19 protein-coding genes are annotated in these 20980 nt (G+C 36.7%); 10 read left to right on the forward strand and 9 right to left on the reverse strand.

Translation table 11 applies throughout. From position 1 onward, the window contains the following. The first annotated feature begins 17 nt into the window (after positions 1 to 17). Entirely contained in the window at positions 18 to 581 is a 564-nt protein-coding gene (locus M0051_RS16730) for an L-threonylcarbamoyladenylate synthase (protein ID WP_306742672.1), read from the forward strand. A 79-nt stretch (positions 582 to 660) separates the two neighbouring features. Here the strand turns inward: M0051_RS16730 and M0051_RS16735 are convergent, their stop codons facing one another. Further along, on the reverse strand, positions 661 to 1383 hold the full coding sequence (locus M0051_RS16735; RefSeq protein WP_306742673.1) for a head GIN domain-containing protein: 723 nt from the start codon (positions 1381 to 1383) through the stop codon (positions 661 to 663). Positions 1384 to 1548: 165 nt separating this feature from the next. Between M0051_RS16735 and M0051_RS16740 the strand changes: the two genes are divergently transcribed. Further along, positions 1549 to 1968, forward strand: a complete 420-nt coding sequence (locus tag M0051_RS16740; protein ID WP_306742674.1) for a thioesterase family protein — start codon at positions 1549 to 1551, stop codon at positions 1966 to 1968. A 67-nt stretch (positions 1969 to 2035) separates the two neighbouring features. On the opposite strand, the gene rimM is transcribed toward M0051_RS16740, so the two are convergent. Continuing rightward, positions 2036 to 2575, reverse strand: a complete 540-nt coding sequence (gene rimM / locus M0051_RS16745; RefSeq protein WP_306742676.1) for a ribosome maturation factor RimM — start codon at positions 2573 to 2575, stop codon at positions 2036 to 2038. Between the two features lie 10 nt (positions 2576 to 2585). Beyond that, positions 2586 to 3128 carry a 30S ribosomal protein S16 gene (locus M0051_RS16750; protein ID WP_306742677.1) on the reverse strand — a complete coding sequence of 181 codons (543 nt, stop codon included), beginning with the start codon at positions 3126 to 3128 and terminating at the stop codon, positions 2586 to 2588. A 282-nt stretch (positions 3129 to 3410) separates the two neighbouring features. Between M0051_RS16750 and dnaE the strand changes: the two genes are divergently transcribed. From dnaE to M0051_RS16770, 4 genes are all read left to right on the forward strand, one after another. Beyond that, positions 3411 to 7787 (forward strand): DNA polymerase III subunit alpha, encoded by a 4377-nt coding sequence (gene dnaE / locus M0051_RS16755; protein ID WP_306742678.1) that lies wholly within the window; start codon positions 3411 to 3413, stop codon positions 7785 to 7787. 49 nt (positions 7788 to 7836) lie between these two features. Continuing rightward, positions 7837 to 8154: a thioredoxin gene (gene trxA, locus M0051_RS16760; protein WP_054716587.1), complete on the forward strand. Its 318-nt coding sequence runs from the start codon at positions 7837 to 7839 to the stop codon at positions 8152 to 8154. A gap of 68 nt (positions 8155 to 8222) precedes the next feature. Next, entirely contained in the window at positions 8223 to 9146 is a 924-nt protein-coding gene (locus tag M0051_RS16765; RefSeq protein ID WP_306742679.1) for a DUF58 domain-containing protein, read from the forward strand. A 101-nt stretch (positions 9147 to 9247) separates the two neighbouring features. Continuing rightward, a complete protein-coding gene (locus M0051_RS16770) occupies positions 9248 to 9967 on the forward strand; it encodes a toxin-antitoxin system YwqK family antitoxin (RefSeq protein ID WP_306742680.1) in 720 nt (239 codons plus the stop codon). A gap of 1 nt (position 9968) precedes the next feature. Here the strand turns inward: M0051_RS16770 and M0051_RS16775 are convergent, their stop codons facing one another. The 6 genes from M0051_RS16775 to M0051_RS16800 all read right to left on the reverse strand — a co-directional run bounded on the left by M0051_RS16775 (position 9969) and on the right by M0051_RS16800 (position 16326). Beyond that, on the reverse strand, positions 9969 to 11042 hold the full coding sequence (locus tag M0051_RS16775) for an endonuclease/exonuclease/phosphatase family protein (protein ID WP_306742681.1): 1074 nt from the start codon (positions 11040 to 11042) through the stop codon (positions 9969 to 9971). An 8-nt stretch (positions 11043 to 11050) separates the two neighbouring features. Continuing rightward, entirely contained in the window at positions 11051 to 11983 is a 933-nt protein-coding gene (locus tag M0051_RS16780; protein WP_306742682.1) for a rhomboid family intramembrane serine protease, read from the reverse strand. Positions 11984 to 12038: 55 nt separating this feature from the next. Continuing rightward, a complete protein-coding gene (locus tag M0051_RS16785) occupies positions 12039 to 12860 on the reverse strand; it encodes a rhomboid family intramembrane serine protease (RefSeq protein WP_306742683.1) in 822 nt (273 codons plus the stop codon). A gap of 125 nt (positions 12861 to 12985) precedes the next feature. Beyond that, a complete protein-coding gene (mutL, locus tag M0051_RS16790) occupies positions 12986 to 14965 on the reverse strand; it encodes a DNA mismatch repair endonuclease MutL (RefSeq protein ID WP_306742685.1) in 1980 nt (659 codons plus the stop codon). 21 nt (positions 14966 to 14986) lie between these two features. Then, positions 14987 to 15337, reverse strand: a complete 351-nt coding sequence (locus M0051_RS16795) for a hypothetical protein (protein ID WP_110361258.1) — start codon at positions 15335 to 15337, stop codon at positions 14987 to 14989. Between the two features lie 185 nt (positions 15338 to 15522). Next, positions 15523 to 16326: an ion transporter gene (locus M0051_RS16800; RefSeq protein ID WP_306742687.1), complete on the reverse strand. Its 804-nt coding sequence runs from the start codon at positions 16324 to 16326 to the stop codon at positions 15523 to 15525. 121 nt (positions 16327 to 16447) lie between these two features. On the opposite strand from M0051_RS16800, the gene lpcA reads away from it, so the two are divergent. The 4 genes from lpcA (at position 16448) to M0051_RS16820 (ending at position 20860) form a co-directional block, all read left to right on the forward strand. Then, entirely contained in the window at positions 16448 to 17023 is a 576-nt protein-coding gene (gene lpcA / locus M0051_RS16805) for a D-sedoheptulose 7-phosphate isomerase (protein ID WP_306742689.1), read from the forward strand. A gap of 187 nt (positions 17024 to 17210) precedes the next feature. Continuing rightward, positions 17211 to 18749, forward strand: coding sequence for a YifB family Mg chelatase-like AAA ATPase (locus M0051_RS16810; protein WP_306742690.1), 1539 nt, complete (start codon positions 17211 to 17213; stop codon positions 18747 to 18749). A 630-nt stretch (positions 18750 to 19379) separates the two neighbouring features. Further along, entirely contained in the window at positions 19380 to 20051 is a 672-nt protein-coding gene (locus M0051_RS16815; RefSeq protein ID WP_306742691.1) for an inorganic pyrophosphatase, read from the forward strand. A gap of 287 nt (positions 20052 to 20338) precedes the next feature. Next, on the forward strand, positions 20339 to 20860 hold the full coding sequence (locus M0051_RS16820; RefSeq protein WP_306742692.1) for a GNAT family N-acetyltransferase: 522 nt from the start codon (positions 20339 to 20341) through the stop codon (positions 20858 to 20860). Positions 20861 to 20980 lie beyond the last annotated feature (120 nt).

Consider the following 20980-nt stretch of genomic DNA (forward strand, 5'->3'; position numbering starts at 1 on the left):
TACCACATACAAATAATATGAACAACGACATTAACAAAGCACTAGAGGTTTTAAAATCAGGGGGAGTAATTCTTTATCCTACCGATACCATTTGGGGAATTGGCTGTGATGCTACAAATGCTGATGCAGTAAAAAGAGTTTATGAAATTAAACAACGTGAGGATTGCAAGGCAATGTTGGTGTTAATGGAAAATCCTAACAGACTGAATTCATATGTTGATGAGGTTCCTGAAATTGCATGGGATTTGATTGATGTAAACGACAAACCTATGACATTGATTTACCCGGGAGCTAAGAACCTGGCACCTAACTTGATTAATTCAGATGGAACCATTGGTATTCGTATTACAAATGAGGAGTTTACTCAAAATTTGATTCAAAGATTTAAGAAGCCAATTGTTTCCACTTCAGCTAATATTAGTGGAGACCCATCACCTGCAAATTTCGATGAAATCAATGAAACCTTAAAAGAACTTGTTGATTACATTGTTGAATACAGACAAGACGATTTAGAGAAAGCGAGTGCTTCAAGTATCATCAAGATTGGAGTAGGAGGGGAAATCCAAATCTTACGCAAATAGAATGGAAACTTTATCTGTAAGAAATAAAAAACCTCTCAGAAATGTAAACTGAGAGGTTTATTTTATGTGTTAAACTTACTTATTCTCTAACAGATTTAATAGAACCCGATCCCGCTGATTTACTATTAACATACTCAGGATTACCTCGGTAGTAAATATCACCACTACCCGCAACGCGTGCGTCTATTCTTTCCGATGCATAAACCTTGCAATCGCCAGAACCCGAAACTCGAATCTCTACTGATTTTGCTTCGAAATATCCCGCTTCAACATCGCCAGATCCACTAATGTGAATCTCAAATTCATCCTTACATTCTCCTTTTAAACGGATATCACCTGAACCTGAAATGTGACACTCAACATTATCAGCTTTTAACTTATCGACAATAATGTTACCGCTTCCGCTGATTGCATAATCAACGCTACCCGATTCAATAGGAGTTTTGGCAATAATATTTCCTGATCCTGAAATTCTAAGATTCTCAACATTAGGAGTTGAAATATAAACTTCAACTTTTTTGAAAGAACGATTGTTCCAGTTCCAGCCTTTGTTCTTTTTGCGCTTGATCTTTAAAGTTGAACCATCTACTTCAGTTACGATTTCATCCAAATCATCGGCATAAGCTTTAATTTTTACAGATGTTTTTTCGTTTTGGCTCACATAAACTTTGGCAGCAATCGAGAGGCTGATTGATTGAAATGAACTCACTTTTCGATCTTCGGTTTTTTGAGCAAATGCAATAGTACTGCTTAATATCAAAGCGAAAATTGCAATAAGGGAAGTAATACGTTTTGATTTCATATGTTATGGTTTTAGGTAAATAATCATTTCGTACTTTTTAAAGGACGAACAAGTCCATGAAAAGTTGCATTTGATTGAAATTTTGTAGAGATGTAGCATTGCTACGTCTTTACTTGATTGTAGATATTTATTCATTATTTCTTAAATTCGCCAAAAAAAATTACAATGGAATTCAATCACATCAAGAAAATACAAATCCGATTTGGCGATATCGATTTAATGGGACATGCCAATAATGGCGTGCAGTTAAGTTATTTAGATCTGGCAAGAATGGATTATTTTCAGCAAGTATACGGTCAGGTTATCGATTGGAACGATTCTGCTCTTATTGTGGCACATCTCGAAATTGATTACTTGTCGTCAATTACTTTGCACGATAAAATTGAAGTGCATACCAGAATTCACAAGCTAGGAAATAAAAGTGTTGGCCTTTATCAGAATATTGTTGATTCTGTTACTGGCGAAATCAAAACCAAAACCTCGCAGGTAATGGTGGGCTATAGCCAAAAATTGGGAGAAAGTATACCTGTACCGGAAACTTTAAAAATCAGAATTCGTGAATTTGAAAAAGAAGTAGTGGGGTAACAGTTGGCAGTAATCAGGCAACCGTTTTCTATTTTAGAGTTAAACATTAAACCCTAATCATTAATAATTATTCAAGGTAAAGGTCAAGCAAACCATCAGGAGTTTCCATTACAATGGTTTTGTTTTCTTCATCAAGCTCAATGAAGTTTTCGTCGGCAAAAGGAATCATCACTTCCTCGCCACTGATCTCTACAACCAATACTATATTGCCGGAAAAATCCTGAATGTCTAAAATCTCACCCAATTCACCTTTTTCTTCATCTTCATAGGTGAAACCGATTAAAACATTAGGATCCAATTCGTCTTGCTCTTCAATATAGTCCGGTACATCTTTCATTGGAACATAGATATCACAACCAATAAACCTTTTGGCTTTTTCTTCGGTTGACATATCCTCCAATAAAATTCTTACACTCGAATGATTTCTCGAGTTCATTCCATTTTTAGGAATAAAAAAAGGAACCAATCCTCCATCGATATCGACAAGGATTGACTCCAATTTATTTCTTTCAAGAAGATCACCGTTTGTTTTGGCAACCAATTCACCTTTAACTCCATGAGTTTTAGTAAAGGTTCCAGCTAAATAACAATCTTCTTTTCTAAGCATGCAATTCAAATTAAGCTTCAGTTTCTTCAGCTCCTTCTTCATTTGCAGCTTCAGCATCGTCACCAGCTTCTTCAGCTTTAGCAGCAGCTTCAGCTTCAGCAGCTTTCTTAGCGATAGCTTCTGCTCTGTCAGCGCTAATTTTAGCTTCTGCTTCCAAACGTGCAGCTTTAGCTTCATCAGCAGCTTTCGAAAGACCATCTTTCTTAGCGTTGATTTTAGCTTCTTTTTCCTGCTTCCAAGCCTGGAATTTTTCTTCAGCAGTTGCTTCATCAAAAGCACCTTTCTTAACACCATCTAATAAGTGCTTTTTCATCATTACACCTTCGTAAGATAAAATTGCTCTTGCAGTGTCGGTAGGCTGAGCACCATTACCAAGCCATGTTAAGGCTTTGTCAAAATTTAGGTCAATTGTAGCAGGATTGGTGTTTGGATTGTATGATCCAATACGCTCAATGTATCTACCATCACGTGGCGCTCTGCTATCTGCTACCACAATGTGGTAGAATGCACGTCTTTTACGACCGTGTCTTGCTAGTCTAATTTTTACTGGCATAACTCTTTTAAAATAAGATTAATAATTTGCCTACATTATAGTTGTGGTATGCATACCACGGTTTATAAGCGCGACAAAGATACAACTTATTTTCTGAATAGAAATAACTTCTTCTTAAATAATTTAATGTCTGAAAATCATGCTAATAGAACGATCATTTATTTAGTCTAGATTGTTGGCTCATATTTACTAATTTTACTCTACTGAATCACTTTATTATTGCTTATCTTCGCATTTCGGCTCCATCTGTGAGCTTAAAAATATAAAATTCCTGATACTGAGATGTTTTTAATATTTGATACCGAAACTACAGGCTTACCAAAAAAATGGAAAGCACCTTTAGATGATTTTGACAACTGGCCAAGAATGGTTCAGCTTGCTTGGCAATGTCATGATATTGAAGGGAACTTTCTATTTGCCAAAAATCATGTAATTACACCTGATGGATATACCATTCCTGATGATGTTGTTGCAGTACATGGTATCTCTACAGAAATCGCTCACGAAAAAGGTATTCCTCTTCAAGATGCTCTTCTTGATTTCATGGAGGATGTAAGAAACTCCACATTTATTATTGGGCACAATGTTTCTTTTGACATTAACATTGTTGGTTGCGAGCTGTTGCGTTGCGAAATGGGAGAGCAGGATCTTGTAAGAGCCCCAATGATAGATACCATGACCGGTAGCAAGGAGTTTTGTGATTTAAAAAGACGAGGACAACTTAAAAATCCTACTCTTACCGAACTGCACACCAAATTATTTGGAGTTCCATTTGCCGAAGCACACAATGCAGCAGCCGATGTTGAGGCAACTTCTCGTTGTTTTCTGGAATTAATAAGAGTTGATGGATTAGGTCAGGAAATTCATCGAATGTCTCCTGAGCAAGTTCAGGCTTTTAAAATCAATAATCCGGATACCATTGAATTGGTTGGAATCGAGTATGAATCTTTCAAGGTAAATACTGCATTCGATGAAATATCAATTGAGAAGGAAGAGCGAAAAAGAAAAGAAGCAGCAAAAAATATTACACCTCAGCCTTTTGTGCACTTGCATGTTCACTCGCAATATTCCATACTCGATGGAGCAGCAAAAACAGCGGCAATTGCCAATAAAGCAAAGGAAGATGGAATGCCTGCCGTTGCCTTAACCGATCATGGTAGTATGTTTGGGATCAAAGAATTTCATGTAGCATGTAGCAAGGCTGGGATTAAACCTATTATTGGAGTGGAAGCTTATGTTGCGAAACGTGGGCATTTAATTAAGGAAAATAAGGTCGATGCATCTGGGAATCATCTCATTTTGCTGGCCAAAAACTATAAGGGCTACCAAAGTCTATTAAAATTAACCTCGATTGCACATACCGACGGTATGTACTACAAACCACGTATCGATAAGGAACTACTTGAAGAATATAGCGAGGGCTTGATTGTAAGTAGTGCTTGTCTTGGAGGAGAAGTTTCCCAGCATATCATGGCAGGGAGCATCGATAAGGCAAAAGAAACAATACTTTGGTACAAGGATGTATTTGGAGAAGATTATTATCTGGAAATCCAACGTCATCCAAACGATGATCCTAGATTGAAGGGAGATGTCTGGGAAAATCAGGTAAGAGTAAATAAAGTAATTCGAGAGTTGGCAGCAGAATTGGGAGTTAAAGTGATTGCAACCAATGATTCTCATTTTATAAATGCAGAAGATGCAGCTGCTCATGACGTTTTGGTTTGTTTGAGTACAGGACGTGATTACGATGATCCGACTCGTATGCGTTACACCAAACAGGAGTGGTTCAAAACCACAGAAGAGATGAATGAGCTCTTTGCCGATGTACCCGAAGCACTTGCCAATACTTTGGAGATCGCAGAAAAAGTAGAAGCTTATGAATTGAATGCGAATCCTATTATGCCTCCTTTTAATATTCCAGAAGAGTTTGGAACTATAGAAAAGTATAAGGAAAAATACGACGAAGCTGCATTAATAGAAGAGTTCGAAGAAGAGCGTTACGAAAAATTAGGAGGTTACGATAAGGTACTTCCGATAAAACTAGAGGCTGATTACCTGGAGCATCTTGCTTTTGAAGGTGCCAAAAAGCGCTATGGTGAAGAGTTGGAAGACAGTATTGTTGAACGTCTGAATTTTGAGTTGAACACCATTAAAACAATGGGTTTTCCTGGGTATTTCTTGATTACACAGGATTTTATCAACTGGGCTAAAGACAATGGCGTAATTGTAGGTCCAGGCCGTGGTTCGGCTGCAGGTTCAGCTGTTGCGTACTGTATTTCCATTACCGATGTGGATCCAATTAGATATGATTTGCTGTTTGAGCGTTTTCTGAATCCTGATCGTATCTCGATGCCCGATGTAGATATCGACTTTGATGATGATGGACGTCAGCAAGTATTAGACTATGTAACCGATAAATACGGACATGATAAAGTAGCGCATATATGTACTTTTGGTACAATGGCTACCAAGAGTTCCATTAAGGATGTGGCGCGTGTGCTTCGTTTGGATTTGGCTGAGGCGAATCGACTTGCCAAATTGGTTCCTGAAGCACCAAAAATGAGTTTTAAGAAGGCTTATGAAGAAGAGCCTGCACTTCTGGAAGAAAAAGATTCACCAAATCCGTTGATTGCAAGAACCATTAAGTTTGCAGAAGCATTGGAAGGTTCGGTAAGGCAGACTGGTGTGCATGCCTGTGGGGTTTTAATAGGAAAAAATCCGCTTGACGAGCATCTTCCCGTAATGCCAACAAAAGGAGAGGAGCTGTTGACAACCCAGTACGATGGTCGTTTTGTTGAAGATATCGGATTGCTTAAAATGGACTTCCTGGGTTTGAAAACCTTATCCATTATTAAGGAGGTACTTTCCAATGTAAAGCTTTCCAAAGGAATTGATGTTGATATCAACAATGTTGACCTTGAAAACGAAAAGACTTTTCAGCTATTCAGTCGTGGAGAAACTACTGCGATATTCCAGTTTGAATCCCCTGGAATGAAGAAGCACTTGCGAGCTTTGAAACCAAATCGTTTTGAAGATTTGGTTGCCATGAATGCCTTGTATCGTCCGGGACCAATGGAATACATCCCTTCTTTTATCCGAAGAAAAAATGGGGAAGAGGAGATTGAATATGATCATCCAATTATGGAGGATTATTTGAAGGATACCTATGGAATTACAGTCTATCAGGAGCAGGTGATGCTCCAGTCGAGAGCATTGGGGCAATTTACACGTGGTATGTCCGATTCCTTGCGTAAAGCGATGGGTAAAAAGATCATTGCCATGATGGATAAATTAAAGGTTGAGTTTATCAATGGATGTCATGATAATCCAAAATTCATGGAAGGTGTTGGAGGCGATAATGCCAAAGCCGACAAGCTAATTGAGAAAATTTGGTCAGACTGGGAGGCCTTTGCCAAGTATGCATTTAACAAATCGCACTCGGTTTGTTATGCTTACATTGCTTATCAAACAGGTTTCCTTAAAGCTCATTATCCAGCTGAATTTATGGCAGCCGTTCTGTCTCGTAACTTATCCGATATCACGAAAGTGACCATTTTTATGGATGAGTGTAAACGTATGGGATTGCCAGTACTTGGGCCAGATGTGAATGAATCTTATTCAACATTTACTGTAAATAAAAATGGTGAGATTCGTTTTGGTATGGCCGGTATTAAAGGAGTTGGAGAACAGGCTGTACATGATATTATTGAAGAACGTAAGAATGGACCGTTCAAGGATATTTTTGATTTTGTAGAGCGTGTAAATTTAAGATCAGTAAATAAACGAACACTAGAGAATCTTGCCATGTCGGGAGGATTTGACAGTTTTGGATTAAAACGAAGTCAATATTTCCAAATAGATGAAACCGATGTTACCTTTATGGAACACTTGGTGAAGTATGGCAATAAACTTCAGGCAGAAAAGATCAATAACCAACAAACTCTGTTTGGTGGGGTGGAGGATTATGTGGTTACTCCTCCCAAAGCACCGGAATGTGCGGAATGGGGAAAATTGGAACGCTTAAATAAAGAGAAAGAATTAATTGGGATTTATTTGTCTGCTCATCCTTTGGATGATTTTAAGACAACCATTAATAACTTTTGTAATGCCAGCTTATCGGAGTTGTCATCTGAATTTGAAAGCTTTGCCAATAAGGATGTTAATATTGCGGGAATGATTACGGCAATTAGAAGGGGAACAACTAAAAATGGAAACCCTTTTGCCATTGTTGGAATAGAAGATTTTTCGGATTCATACGAATTGGCATTTTTTGGTAAAGATTTTATTGAGTTTGGGAATTATTTTGTTGAAGGTCTTTCCATTTACATTAGTGGTAGAGTTCAAACACGATCTTGGCCTAAAGATTCTACAGAGTTAGAATTTAAAGTGAAAAATATTATGATGCTTTCCGAAGTTCTTGAAAAGAAAGCAAAGGAGTTTACATTGGAAATCCCTATATCGGCATTGACTGATGAGTTGGTTACTGAGATTGTAAATTGCATTGATGAGAACAAGGGAAGTATGAAACTCAACTTTGAGATTTTTGACAAGGGAAAGAAAGCATTAAAAATGTTTTCGAGGAGTTACAGAGTTGAGTTAACCAATGAATTAATTGAATATTTTGAAAATAATTCGGAAATTAAATTCAAAATTAACTAAATTGCACTAGTTTTAAATAAAATACATAAACGCTAAAAAATAGATTACCATGACAATTGAAGTAAACGATTCTAATTTTGAAGAAGTTGTTTTGAAATCAGATAAGCCAGTATTGGTGGACTTTTGGGCAGAATGGTGTGGTCCATGTAGAATGGTTGGTCCAATTGTAGACGAATTGGCAACTGATTACGATGGAAAAATCGTAGTAACCAAATTGGATGTTGACAGCAGCCCTGCAACTTCAGCTAAATTTGGAATCCGTAATATTCCTACAGTTCTTTTCTTTAAAGGAGGAGAAGTTGTTGATAAGCAAGTTGGAGCAGTTCCAAAATCAAGCTTGGCAGAAAAAATTGATGCTCTATTGTAATAAGAGTATAAAAATATTTAGGGCATAGAGGTTTATTCTATGCCCTTTTTTTATCCGAAAAAATTAAAATGGTAAAGCAATTATCCGACCTGATACAGTTCGAGCAATTCGATAATTTGGAATTACTTGCACATCAAATTGTGGAGGGATTTCTTATTGGTTTACATCGTAGTCCATACCATGGTTTTTCGGTTGAATTTGCCGAACATCGTTTGTACAACAAAGGAGAATCTACCAAGCATATTGATTGGAAACTATATGCTCGTAGCGACAAAATGTTCGTTAAACAATTCGAAGAGGAAACCAATCTTCGAGCTTATATTGTTATCGATACATCTTCATCAATGTTGTTTCCTTATCAATCCAAGCATCAAACTAAATTGGGTTATTCCGTTTTGTGTGCTGCAGCCTTAATTCACTTGTTACGCAAGCAACGCGATGCTGTAGGGCTTTGTACATTTTCGAATAAGATAGATCTTTTAACACGATCTAAACTATCTCTTACCCATGCTCAATTATTATATTCTCACTTGCACAAGCTTTACAATGCCGAGGAAATAGGCAAGGATAGAGAAACCAAAATTGCCGATACTTTGCATCGTTTGGCAGAAGGTTTACACAAGCGATCGCTGGTGATTGTTTTTTCTGATTTTACGGGAGCAGAATCACCAAAAGAAATTATGGAGTCCTTGCAGCACTTGCGATTCAATAAGCACGAGGTAATTCTATTTGCAGTACGGGATCATGAGTTGGAATTGAATTTCAACTTTGAGAATCGTCCCAGTCAATTTGTTGATTTGGAAACAGGTGAAAGCTTAAAACTCAACCCAACTGATATTAAGGAAATATATCAGAAAGAACAGCAAAAGTTTTTTACCGAATTGGAATTGTTGTGCAGTCAATTTTCTATTGATTTAATTGAGGCCGACATTCGAAAAGAGTTTAGTAATGTACTGCAATCGTATCTTTTAAAGAGAAAGAAGTTTATGTAGCTTATTTGTTACGGAATAATTTTTAAGTTTTCAATGTTTAATATATTTTTATTGGGTATAACTCATATCCTTTTTGGACAGCACTAATTAATAGTCTCCTGATGAAATATAAATTTGTATTCCTTTTTGCTTTAGTTTTGTTTGCCTGTAAGCAAAAAACTGATCGTAGTTCGACTAAAGATCAGAGTTTTGTGGAAAATGGTGTGGTGAAGAAGTACGATGAGCAAAATAGATTGTCAGCTGAGATTACCTACCAAAATGGAGTTCGTAATGGAGTTACCCGGTATTACTATTCTTCAGGAGCATTGAGCGATGAAATCATGTATGTTGATGATGAAAAGAGTGGTGTTGCAAAAAAATATCACAAGAATGGGAACATCTACAGCTTAACACCATACCTCAAAGATGAAAAAGATGGGATTCAGAAAAAGTATTATGCCAATGGTAAAATTTGGGCAGAAACACCTTATATGAGAGGTCAACCAGGAATTGGGCTAAAGGAGTATAAGCGTGATGGTAGTTTGCGTGAAAATTATCCTGATATTGAGGTTCAAATGCTGGAGAAATCAGATCGTATAATACTTAAGTTATTTTTAAGTAATTATTCGAAAAATGTGGTGTTCTACATTACAGAATTAATGAAGAATAAATACATTCCACCTGCTGCCAAACCTATTTACGCTGAAGGAGGAGTGGGGCGTTATGAATTCATGTTGGATTCACAATCAAATTTGGATACAACTCTGAATATTGTTGCTAAATATCAAACCAAGGATTATAATATTAACGTTTCTACACGCGAGTTGGTTCTAAAGAATTAGTTTATTTTTCTACAAAACTAAGTTCTGTAAATATTGGAAAGTGATCGGAATACTTCTTTTTGATTCGCTTGTAATTGTGACATACGGTATTGTTATCATGCAAAACAAAATCAATTCTAAAAGAAGGAAAATCTCCAGAATAGGTTGTTCCAATCCCTAGTCCTTTTTCCCTAAAACAGTCGATTAATCCATCTTTAATTTTGTGGTAGGTATAAGATTGGGCCGTATCATTAAAATCACCACAAACAATTTTTGGATGAGGAGACTTGGCTACATGCCCTCTGATGATTTCGGCCTGTTTGGCTCTGCGAATAAATGCATGTCGCAATCGGAATGAGATGTCTTTAATTTCTTTTAATTCCTCTTCGTCAGCCTTAAATTCTTTCTTGTTGATGAAAGCATAATTTCTACCTCCCAATCGGTTCGATTCCAGATGAAGGTTATATACTCTTACAATTTTACCATTCTTTTTTATATCAGCATAAATGGCATTGCACCAATTGCCTTTTTCGAATTTAATTTCTCCTTTTTGCACAATTGGATACTTGGAAAATATGGCAACCCCATTGGCCTTTTTACCCAAAAACAAATATTTACAAGCTGTGCTTTTTTTCAGATTATATAGACTTAGTAATCCTTTTCGTGTATTGTGAAATTCCTGAAAACAATAGACATCAGCTTTATTTTGTTTTAAAAGCTCCACCATTTTGTTTGGTGTCTTCTTGTCTTTGCTCCACTCATATTTATCGAAAGCTCTTACATTGTAAGTCATTATTTTAATGGATGGCGACTCACTTTTATTCTTATTCGGCCTGTTGATTTGAACAAAATCTTGTAGGTGGCTATATCCTATTAATATTACAATTAATGGAATTAAGAAGCTCCAACGTCTTCGTAGCATCCAGTAAATCGTGAAAATTACATTTGCTAAAAGCAAATATGGATATGCCAAACCCCAAAAGGCTGGCAACCAAAATTCCTCAGGGCTAACATGTGGAGCAATGTAAGAAATAAGCAATGAGCCTGAAAAAATCAGACTAAATGCAACCAGAGCTTTATGGAGGAAATTTTTCAAGGTAGATTTTACTTTTGATTGCTTGATTTAAATAGAATTTCTTTCTCCTCTTTACTTAAACTGTCGTATCCCGATTTTGCAATTTTATCTAAGATTCGGTTCAATTCTTCCTGATTTACCTTCTTGGATTTATTGTATTCTTCATCAGACATGTTGCGAGTATTTTTATAACTCACTTTCATTTTCTTTTTACGCTTGAACAGACCAAAAAATGAATCCATCATGGAATTAAATCCACTTGAAATATCTTTCCCTTTACGCAATTGAGAAATAAATAGCCAACCATAAAAGGCTCCACCCAAATGGGCAATATGTCCGCCAATATTTACACTTTCCGATAGATAAAGTAAATCCATCGCAATAAAGAACAGGGCGATGAACTTTATTTTTACTGGTCCAATAAAAATCAAATGAATAATATGATTTGGCGCATACACAACAACTGCAAAAACAACTGCCATAACGGACGCTGATGCACCTAGTGCATAGGCAATGAATTTAGCCTCGTGAAGTGCCGGAAAAATATTATAGGAGAATAAATAGATTGCTGCTCCAGTCAATCCACCAATTAAATAAACGCTTAATAATTTTTTCTGATCAAGATAGGTCAAGAATATTCTACCAAACCAGAAAAACCAAAGCATATTCATTAGAATGTGCATGAATTCGGTATGCAAAAACATATAGGTGAATACCGACCATGGTTGTCTGATTAAAGTTTCAGGATAAGCAGGAACCATTAATTGGCGAACAATCACATCATCGATATTAGAGCCCGTTAGCATGCCAACGATCTGCAAAAGTTTTATTACAAGAAATAAGCCCAGGTTAATGTAAATCAACTTGGTAAGATTACTTCCTTCTTTAAAGGAACTTTTTATTCCTTCCCAAATGTTCTGATTGGAATAGCTCTGATATGGATTGTTAAAGTTCATGTTCATAATCAAGCTTCATTATCGATATAAACTTCCTTACTAAATTTTTATTGTATGTAATTTAATAAAAGCGGTTCGAATTCTTTTGCCAATACTTTATTAGAATAAAGCCGAATATCATACCACCTAAATGGGCAAAGTGAGCGACATTGTCAACTGCTGAATTTTGAATGCCAAGGAATAATTCTAATACACCATAACCAATTACAAAATACTTTGCTTTAATAGGAATAGGAAAGAACAGCAGCATCAATTCAGTATTTGGAAATAGCATACCAAAGGCCAATAAAATTCCAAAAACAGCACCTGAAGCACCAACTGTAGGAGTATTTATGCTTCCTTCTAACATTCTGTTTGCAAGCTCTATTGCTTGACTGGTAGTATTCGCATTATTAGGATGTTCAGCCCATTGGTTAATAAAATCATGAACCCACGGTCTTACTGGTCCAACATGTTCACGTACAAATTGTGAAAGTAAATCAGGTGAAGGTGTATTTACAAATGCATCTAATGCATTTTTCATCGACATGTAATCAAACCAATTTACCAGAGTGTGAATCAATGCAGCACCAATACCTGTGATCAGGTAATACATTAAAAATCTTTTTGGCCCCCATACACTTTCCAATACACGTCCGAACATGAATAAGGCAAACATGTTAAAAAAGATATGCCCGATTCCTCCATGCATAAACATGTGTGTGATGAATTGATGAGGTCTGAAGTATTCTGATTTGAAAAAGTGTAAGGCCAAAAGACGATCTATGTCAAAGCCAAATTTGCTGCCAACTACCGAAGCACCAAGAAATACGATTACATTTATTATCAAAAGGTTTTTAACCACCGGAGGTAAATTCAACAGTGGAGGTCTGTATTGTGTCATTCGTTATGAGTTTAAAATTCAGTTGAAGTCTAACAATAGTCAGACCAATTTAAAATTACAGGCTTCGGCTCATAATTGCAAGACAGTTTGTCAGGATAAAAGCCTTGTTTGTAGAATTTATGCTCTTATTTAAAGCGATTTTCCAATTCTTGTGATTCTAAAACTGAAATTACAGGTTTTCCATCAGGTGTATAGTTGGGAACATTGCAAGCAAAAAGTTGATCGATAATTGAACTCATTTCTTCGTTGGTAAGCGATTTTCCATAGTTTACTGCAGAAGCTTTTGCCAACGATTTTGCCAAATTCTCTCTTACTTTTAGTTTTACATCGAGCTGATTGGTTTTATAGTTTGCCAACAGATTTTCCAATAATTCTTTTGGATCACAATTCTGAATATCGGCAGGAGTTCCGTTGATCACGAAAGTTTTCTTTCCAAATTCTCTAATGTCAAAACCTAAAGCTTTTACATCTTCTAAAATTACTTGTAAAAGCGTATAATCAGAAGCGTTTAACTCAATGGTTTGTGGAAACAAAGTCTGTTGGGCAATTCCCTGTTGATTTTCCAAAGAACTCATAAATTTCTCAAACAAAATTCTCTCATGCGCCTTTCTCTGATCGATAATCATTAGACCTGATCGGATAGGCGTTAGAATATATTTGTTCTTCAGTTGGAAAAAATTCTTGGTTTTTCTGGGTTGATCTACAGCTTGAAGTTTAGATTGTTGAGGCATTGGTTTTTCAGGAGCCTGGAAATAATCGGGAATATTTTCTCTGTCGATTACCGGCTGCTTTTCAACAACTTCCTTTTTAGGAGTCTGATCTTCGTACAATTTTTCCCAATCGTCAGGGACTTCCTTTTTAGAAGCTCTGCTTACAGAAGGCTCAGGACTTTTGGCTTTGAATTCCTGGAAAAATGGATTTGACTCGATTGAACTTGCCGATTGTTCGAAAGGATTATAGCTCTTTTCTGAATCAAAAGGATTATAGTTCGATTCTGCTTCAAATGGATTAAATTCAGGATTAACCTTGATCATTGGAGCTTCCACTTCAGTTTTGTCGTCAGCAACAGGAATCTCTAAACTTGTATCTTCATCAAAATCGATAGAAGGAACAATATTGAATTTTCCCAATGCTTCACGAATTGAAGCTTGAATGATTTGATATATAGCTCTTTCATCCTCAAACTTTATTTCCGTTTTGGTTGGATGAATATTGATATCGATAATTTTAGGATCTACCTCGAAAAATATAAAATACGGAGGAATGGTTTCCGGAGGCAAAATTTTGTCGTATGCCTGAATAACAGCCTTGTAAAAATAAGGATGTCGCATGAAACGATTGTTCACGAAAAAGAACTGTTCTCCGGTATTTTTCTTAGCATTTTTTGGTTTACCGATAAATCCGGTAAGGTTTACAATACTTGTATCGGTATTAATGCTGATTAAGCGGGAATTCATACTTTTCCCAAAAACATTAATAATTCGTTGACGAATATGCGATGCGGGAAGATTGTAAACTTCACTTTCGTTGTGAATCAATGTAAATGCAATATCAGGATGTGATAAAACGATCCTGTGGAACTCTGTAATGATATTTCGAAGCTCTGTAGAATTTGCTTTCAGGAATTTACGACGAGCAGGAACATTGAAAAACAAGTTTTTCACAATAAAGTTACTACCATCGCTACAAGCTGAGGCTTCTTGCGAAACCAATTCAGAGCCATCAATTACAATATGAGTACCCAGCTCGTCTTCGGTTCGTTTGGTTTTTAGTTCTACATTGGCAATAGCCGCAATGGAAGCCAGAGCTTCCCCACGAAATCCCATGGTACGAATACCAAACAAATCGCCCGCTTTGCGAATTTTAGAGGTTGCATGTCTTTCAAATGCCAATCGAGCATCAGTAACCGACATACCACACCCATTATCAATAACCTGAATTAGGGTTTTACCTGCGTCTTTTAAATTAATTTTTATGGAACCAGCACCGGCATCTATCGCATTTTCAACAAGCTCTTTTACCACCGAAGCCGGTCTTTGTACTACCTCGCCTGCTGCAATTTGATTGGCAACATTGTCTGGTAGTATCTGTATCAAATCTGACATATATAGGTTTGAAATTTGATGTTAGCGATTAGATTTTAAACTCTCCATACCACCAATAATCCTTTCTATCAACTCATCCCAACCAAAAACATATACATAGGCTGCAACGGCAAGAATCACAAAGATGATAATTAATCGAAAATTTGATTTTTGTCTTGTACCTCTTGCATCTGAATATTTATGGCGCAACTCGCTTTTCATTCTCCCTTTTATATTGGGAATGTACTGTCCATTTTCATCCTTAATTCCAAGTTCCGATTTAACTCTTCGTTCACGCTCTTCTCTTTCCTCCTTGGCAGGATCCCAATAACGAGGCTGTAAATTAAATCTCTTATGTTGAGGTCTTTTAAAGAAACCGCTAGTAAATCCCATAATAAGTTTTTTTATACCTTGTTGCTAATAAGTGGTATAGGTGATTGCTATTCTTCTCTCAACAAAATAAGTTCCCTTATTCATTGTTGTTTAATGAGACCTACAAATATACCTATAAAATCTGAATTTGCTTCGATAATTCACAAGGATCGATAGGTTAAAAATTGTAAAAATTCGGTTCTGAATTAATTCAGTTTGGCTCCGCACTCGCTGCAATATTTTGCATCATGATTATGTCCTTCCGACAAACATTCAGGACAAACCTGGGTCGAGGTTTCTTTGGCACTGTGCTTGGTAAGCTCGGCTGTTACAATCCCTGTTGGAACCGCAATAATTGCGTAACCAATAATCATTACCATACTGGCTAAAAACTGTCCTAGTGAAGTAACGGGCGAGATATCACCATAGCCAACTGTGGTTAAGGTTACCACTGCCCAGTAAATTCCACGAGGAATACTTGTGAAGCCATGTTCAGCTCCTTCTACCAAATACATTACTGTACCAATAATGATGACCAATGTCAATACACCAAATAGGAATACTGATATTTTATAGCGACTTTCTCTTAAAGCACGAATGATAACTGCACTTTCTTTCAAATATCTATTTAGCTTTAAAATTCTGAAAATTCTAAGTAGTCGAAGAGCTCTAATTACCATTAAACCTTGCGTACCGGCAAAGAAAAGGGCCAAATAACTTGGTAGTACGGCTAATAGATCAATAACTCCATAAAAGCTAAAAATATATTTTCGCGGATGTCTTACAATCCAAATTCTTAGAATATACTCCAAACTAAAAATAATTGTAATGATCCATTCTGCGATTTTTAAAAAATCATGATACTTGTTTTCGATGGAAGGAACACTCTCCAACATTACGAACAGAATGCTAAGAAGAATAACAATGAGCAAGGCAAGATCAAAAAACTTTCCTATTCTGGTATCGGCCTCAAAAATTACTTCGTAAAGTCTCTGTTTTATTGGTAGCATGTATTAAACTTTGATTAATTAGTAAACTTAGAAATAAAACTGGAAAAGTCCATTTTTAATTTATAACGCATTATTCTTAATTATTCGTTGCGTTTCGTATTTTTGATAAAAATTTAAAAACATGATCATAAACGATATAAAACAAAGTTTTCTTGATGCTCAAGCCGTTTTAAATGAGTTTTTGGCAAACGAAGAGAACTTTAAAGCCATCGAAAAAGCTGGAGAAGCGATGGCCGAATCAATTAAAAATGGAGGAAAAGTAATTTCTTGCGGAAATGGTGGATCAATGTGTGATGCCATGCATTTTGCTGAAGAATTAACTGGTCGATTTCGTGATAATCGTCCGGGAATGGCAGCTGTTGCAATCTCCGATCCTAGCCATATTACCTGTGTTGGTAACGATTATGGTTTCGATTACATTTTTTCCAGATATGTTGAAGGCATGGGACAAAAAGGGGATGTTTTTCTTGGAATTAGCACATCAGGAAATTCCGCTAATGTGATGAATGCGATTAAATCCGCCAAAGCAAAAGGGATGACTGTAGTTGGATTAACAGGAAAAACAGGAGGCCAAATGGCTGAAATGTGTGATGTAGAAATTCGAGTTCCCTGGAAAGCATACTCTGATAGAGTACAGGAAATTCACATCAAAGTAATTCATTGTTTGATTCAGTACATTGAAGCAAAGATGAAGTAAAGAGTAAAATCAAATAATATTTAAAGCTGTATCAGATTTCTGTTGCAGCTTTTTTTGTTGAAATAATTTAGACAAAGATATTATATGATATTTACAGATTAAGATATTAATTAGGATTATGTTTTGATGACTTGCGGTTTATTGTTATATTCATAGAATCATTCTGTTTGTATAAGAATATAGACCTATGCTTGTTAAGACTTATGGAAGTGCCGTATATGGCATTCATGCAACGACTATTACAATTGAAGTAAATGTTTTCCCAGGTGTGCGATTTTCTTTGGTTGGTTTACCTGATAATGCTGTTAAAGAAAGTCAGCAGCGAATTGATTCAGCTTTGCGCGAAGTAGGCTACAAAATTCCAGGAAAAAAAATTATTATCAATATGGCTCCTGCCGATATTCGTAAAGAAGGATCGGCTTACGATTTACCCCTTGCCATTGGAATTTTAACGGCAACCGAGCAGATAGCCTGTGACAAGTTGGAAAAGTTTGTGATTATGGGCGAATTGTCGCTCGATGGAAGCTTGGTACCCATAAAAGGTGTGCTACCTATGGCAATTCAGGCGAGAGAGGAAGGATTCGAAGGCTTAATTCTCCCAAAAGCAAATGCTAGAGAAGCGGCCGTTGTAAACAAGTTGAAAATATACGGAGCCGATAACATCAGCGAAGTCATTGGATTTTTAAAAGGAGATACAGAAATTCAACCTACCCAGGTAGATACTAGAGCAGAGTTTTACGCCCACCTGAATAAGTTTCCTCACGATTTTGCCGATGTAAAAGGGCAGGAGAATGTGAAAAGAGCTTTGGAGATTGCAGCAGCAGGAGGTCACAACATCATCATGATTGGCCCGCCGGGAGCAGGAAAAACCATGCTGGCAAAACGAATTCCAGGCATTCTCCCTCCGCTTAGTTTGCAGGAAGCCTTGGAAACAACCAAGATACATTCTGTAGCAGGAACTTTAGAGAAAGACAGCTCCTTAATGACACAGCGTCCGTTCCGGGCTCCTCACCACACAATCTCGGATGTTGCGCTTGTAGGTGGTGGAACTTATCCGCAACCCGGAGAAATTTCTTTATCTCACAATGGCGTGTTGTTTTTAGATGAGTTGCCCGAGTTTAAGCGAACCGTTTTAGAGGTAATGCGTCAACCTTTAGAGGATAGAACCATAACCATATCCCGAGCCAAGTTCACGGTAGATTACCCGGCAAGCACCATGTTGATTTCTTCCATGAATCCATGTCCTTGTGGATATTACAATCATCCGGAGAAGGATTGTTTGTGTGCACCTGGAATGGTACAAAAATACCTGAGTAAAATTAGTGGCCCATTGTTGGATAGGATTGATATTCACATCGAAGTAGTGCCTGTTACTTTCGACAAGATATCGGATACCCAATTATCGGAAAAAAGTGAGGTGGTAAGAGCAAGGGTAGAGCAAGCCCGACAAATTCAGGAAGAGAGATTTAAAGAAGAGGAGGGGATGCACTGCAATGCGCAAATGAGTTCCAAACTGCTGCGTAAATATTGCCAGCCTGATGAGGCAGGTAATCAATTGCTAAAAACCGCCATGGAAAAAGTAGGACTATCCGCCCGTGCTTACGACAGAATCCTGAAAGTTTCGAGAACCATAGCCGACTTGGCAGGCTCGGAAAACATAGAAAGCGACCATTTGGCCGAGGCTATTCAGTACCGAAGTTTAGACCGAGATGGTTGGGGTGGGTGACAATTGGCAATTTACAATTAGTAATGAATAATGAGGGTCTCATTTTTGTATTCGGCAATTTGCAAAACGTCTCAAGATGCTAAGCGAGTAAGCTACAATATGGAGTTTTCCCTTCTAGGGAAAATGTCTACAGACAAAAGGGTGAAGAAAAGATAAAATTAGTATAAAGCACCTCTCAGGATGTAGCCATCCCCCCTAAAAAGGAAGAATTTTGAGATTAGACTATTACATATTTTATACGGCTCTTATTATTTTCTTAATCAAAGTGTTTAGATATAACAAAACCATTGAGACCTCCACTTAAAGTGGAAGCCTCAAAACTTTAATTTATCCTGAGGGGCTCACTTCATGTGAGGCTCTCATTGGTCCATAGTAGAAAATAAGTTTAGTATTTTGATGATGATTGGAGAGTAAATTTCCAAATGCTTGGTTGCAGAAAAATTTAAAAGACTCTGAAGTACTTTGACACAAATGGCAACACAACTTTTGACGGAAAACACTCAATTTTCATGATTTAACAGAAAAGAAAAAGACTTCTGGGTAGATTTTTATATGGTTTTACTACATTTGTTTATACCAAATGAATAAAGTTCGTTGTGCCAAAACGAAACTTACAAAGAAACACTTACTATGGGAAACAAATTAAACGATCCGATTGCAAGACTAATGGGCTTGCGATACAAATCACATCCATGGCATGGATTGGATATCGGAGATAATGCACCAGAATCGGTAATGGCATTTATCGAGATGGTTCCAACTGATACAGTTAAATATGAGGTAGATAAGGTAAGCGGATATCTTAAAATTGATCGTCCACAGAAGTACTCGAATGTAATTCCTGCCTTATACGGATTTTTACCACAAACCTATTGTGGCGATTCTGTTGGAGAATATTGTAGCGAACAGTCGGGAAAGCCTGGAATTAAAGGGGATGCCGATCCGTTAGATATTTGTATTTTGACAGAGAAATCGATCTCGCACGGAGATATTATTGCAGAAGTTCGTCCGATTGGTGGATTTAGAATGATTGATGGCAACGAGGCGGATGATAAAATTATTGCGGTTTTGATTAACGATGCTACTTATGGCGAATTTACTGATATCAAGTGCATGCCCGATGTAATTGTTGACCGTTTGAAACACTACTTTTTAACCTATAAGGATATGCCAGGTTTGGATCGTCAGGCAGAAATTACACATACTTATGGTGTGGATGAGGCTCACGAGGTAATCAGTAGATCAATGAACGATTACAAAACCAAGTTCGAGAATTTGGAAGACATTTTGAAACACGTTTGATCAGTGAATAGTTAGCAGTTAACAGTGATCAATTAATGATATTGAAGCGATAGCCTTTGGGTTGTCGCTTTTTTATTTTTCGTACTCTGATTGCATATGATACTGATGATTTAGTATGTCATTCTTAGCATTTTTTGTCTCTATTTTTATAATCTGTGAAGTTCGTGCTTAGAAGAATGTTTTAGGTTCTAAATTAGAATCATTATAGAGAAAAACTTGCACAACTCGCAGAATTGTACGAGATTAAATATTCAATTAAATCTTCAATTAAATCTTAAAATAAAGAAATGAATATTATACTTGAAACCGACCGACTTTACCTACGCGAAATACTTCCTGAAGACGATGAAAGAATGTTTGAAATGGATTCCGATCCTGAAGTTTATAAGTTTTTGGGAAGAAAACCGATTAGAGACATCAACCAAAGCAGAAAGATGATTGAAAATATCATTCGCCAATACAAAGAAAATGGTATTGGTCGTTGGGCAATTATCGATAAGAAAACGCATGATTTTATGGGCTGGACAGGTTTTAAACTCGAAAAAGAAGAGTTGAACGGATACAGCAATTATTACGATTTGCGATTTCGTTTGCTGCGCAAATATTGGGGCAAAGGCTACATTACCGAAGCAAGCAGGGCTGCCATTGAATATGCTTTCGAAAAGCTGGATATCAAAGAAATTTGCAGCATGACTTTGGTAAGCAACGAAAAATCCCAAAAAGTACTTGACAAATTAGGATTGAAATTGATAGATAAGTTCATGTATCAAGGCGATGAGATTACTTGGTACAAACGCATTAAACAATGAACAAATAACAATGATCAATGTATAATGAAGAATTAGAATGACTCAAAAGAAGTATCAGAATATTGTTGTTGAGAAATCGTATCAATTTGCAATTAGAATTGTTAAACTTTGTCAGTATTT

The organism is Marinifilum sp. D714 (assembly GCF_030851345.1).
Classification (GTDB): Bacteria; Bacteroidota; Bacteroidia; order Bacteroidales; family Marinifilaceae; genus Marinifilum.

Coding starts and splice junctions, on each gene's coding strand:
- M0051_RS16730 (WP_306742672.1), top strand. CDS start 18: ATGAACAACGACATTAACAAAGCACTAGAGGTTTTAAAATCAGGGGGA.
- M0051_RS16735 (WP_306742673.1), bottom strand. CDS start 1,383: ATGAAATCAAAACGTATTACTTCCCTTATTGCAATTTTCGCTTTGATA.
- M0051_RS16740 (WP_306742674.1), top strand. CDS start 1,549: ATGGAATTCAATCACATCAAGAAAATACAAATCCGATTTGGCGATATC.
- rimM (WP_306742676.1), bottom strand. CDS start 2,575: ATGCTTAGAAAAGAAGATTGTTATTTAGCTGGAACCTTTACTAAAACT.
- M0051_RS16750 (WP_306742677.1), bottom strand. CDS start 3,128: ATGCCAGTAAAAATTAGACTAGCAAGACACGGTCGTAAAAGACGTGCA.
- dnaE (WP_306742678.1), top strand. CDS start 3,411: ATGTTTTTAATATTTGATACCGAAACTACAGGCTTACCAAAAAAATGG.
- trxA (WP_054716587.1), top strand. CDS start 7,837: ATGACAATTGAAGTAAACGATTCTAATTTTGAAGAAGTTGTTTTGAAA.
- M0051_RS16765 (WP_306742679.1), top strand. CDS start 8,223: ATGGTAAAGCAATTATCCGACCTGATACAGTTCGAGCAATTCGATAAT.
- M0051_RS16770 (WP_306742680.1), top strand. CDS start 9,248: ATGAAATATAAATTTGTATTCCTTTTTGCTTTAGTTTTGTTTGCCTGT.
- M0051_RS16780 (WP_306742682.1), bottom strand. CDS start 11,983: ATGAACATGAACTTTAACAATCCATATCAGAGCTATTCCAATCAGAAC.
- M0051_RS16785 (WP_306742683.1), bottom strand. CDS start 12,860: ATGACACAATACAGACCTCCACTGTTGAATTTACCTCCGGTGGTTAAA.
- mutL (WP_306742685.1), bottom strand. CDS start 14,965: ATGTCAGATTTGATACAGATACTACCAGACAATGTTGCCAATCAAATT.
- M0051_RS16795 (WP_110361258.1), bottom strand. CDS start 15,337: ATGGGATTTACTAGCGGTTTCTTTAAAAGACCTCAACATAAGAGATTT.
- M0051_RS16800 (WP_306742687.1), bottom strand. CDS start 16,326: ATGCTACCAATAAAACAGAGACTTTACGAAGTAATTTTTGAGGCCGAT.
- lpcA (WP_306742689.1), top strand. CDS start 16,448: ATGATCATAAACGATATAAAACAAAGTTTTCTTGATGCTCAAGCCGTT.
- M0051_RS16810 (WP_306742690.1), top strand. CDS start 17,211: ATGCTTGTTAAGACTTATGGAAGTGCCGTATATGGCATTCATGCAACG.
- M0051_RS16815 (WP_306742691.1), top strand. CDS start 19,380: ATGGGAAACAAATTAAACGATCCGATTGCAAGACTAATGGGCTTGCGA.
- M0051_RS16820 (WP_306742692.1), top strand. CDS start 20,339: ATGAATATTATACTTGAAACCGACCGACTTTACCTACGCGAAATACTT.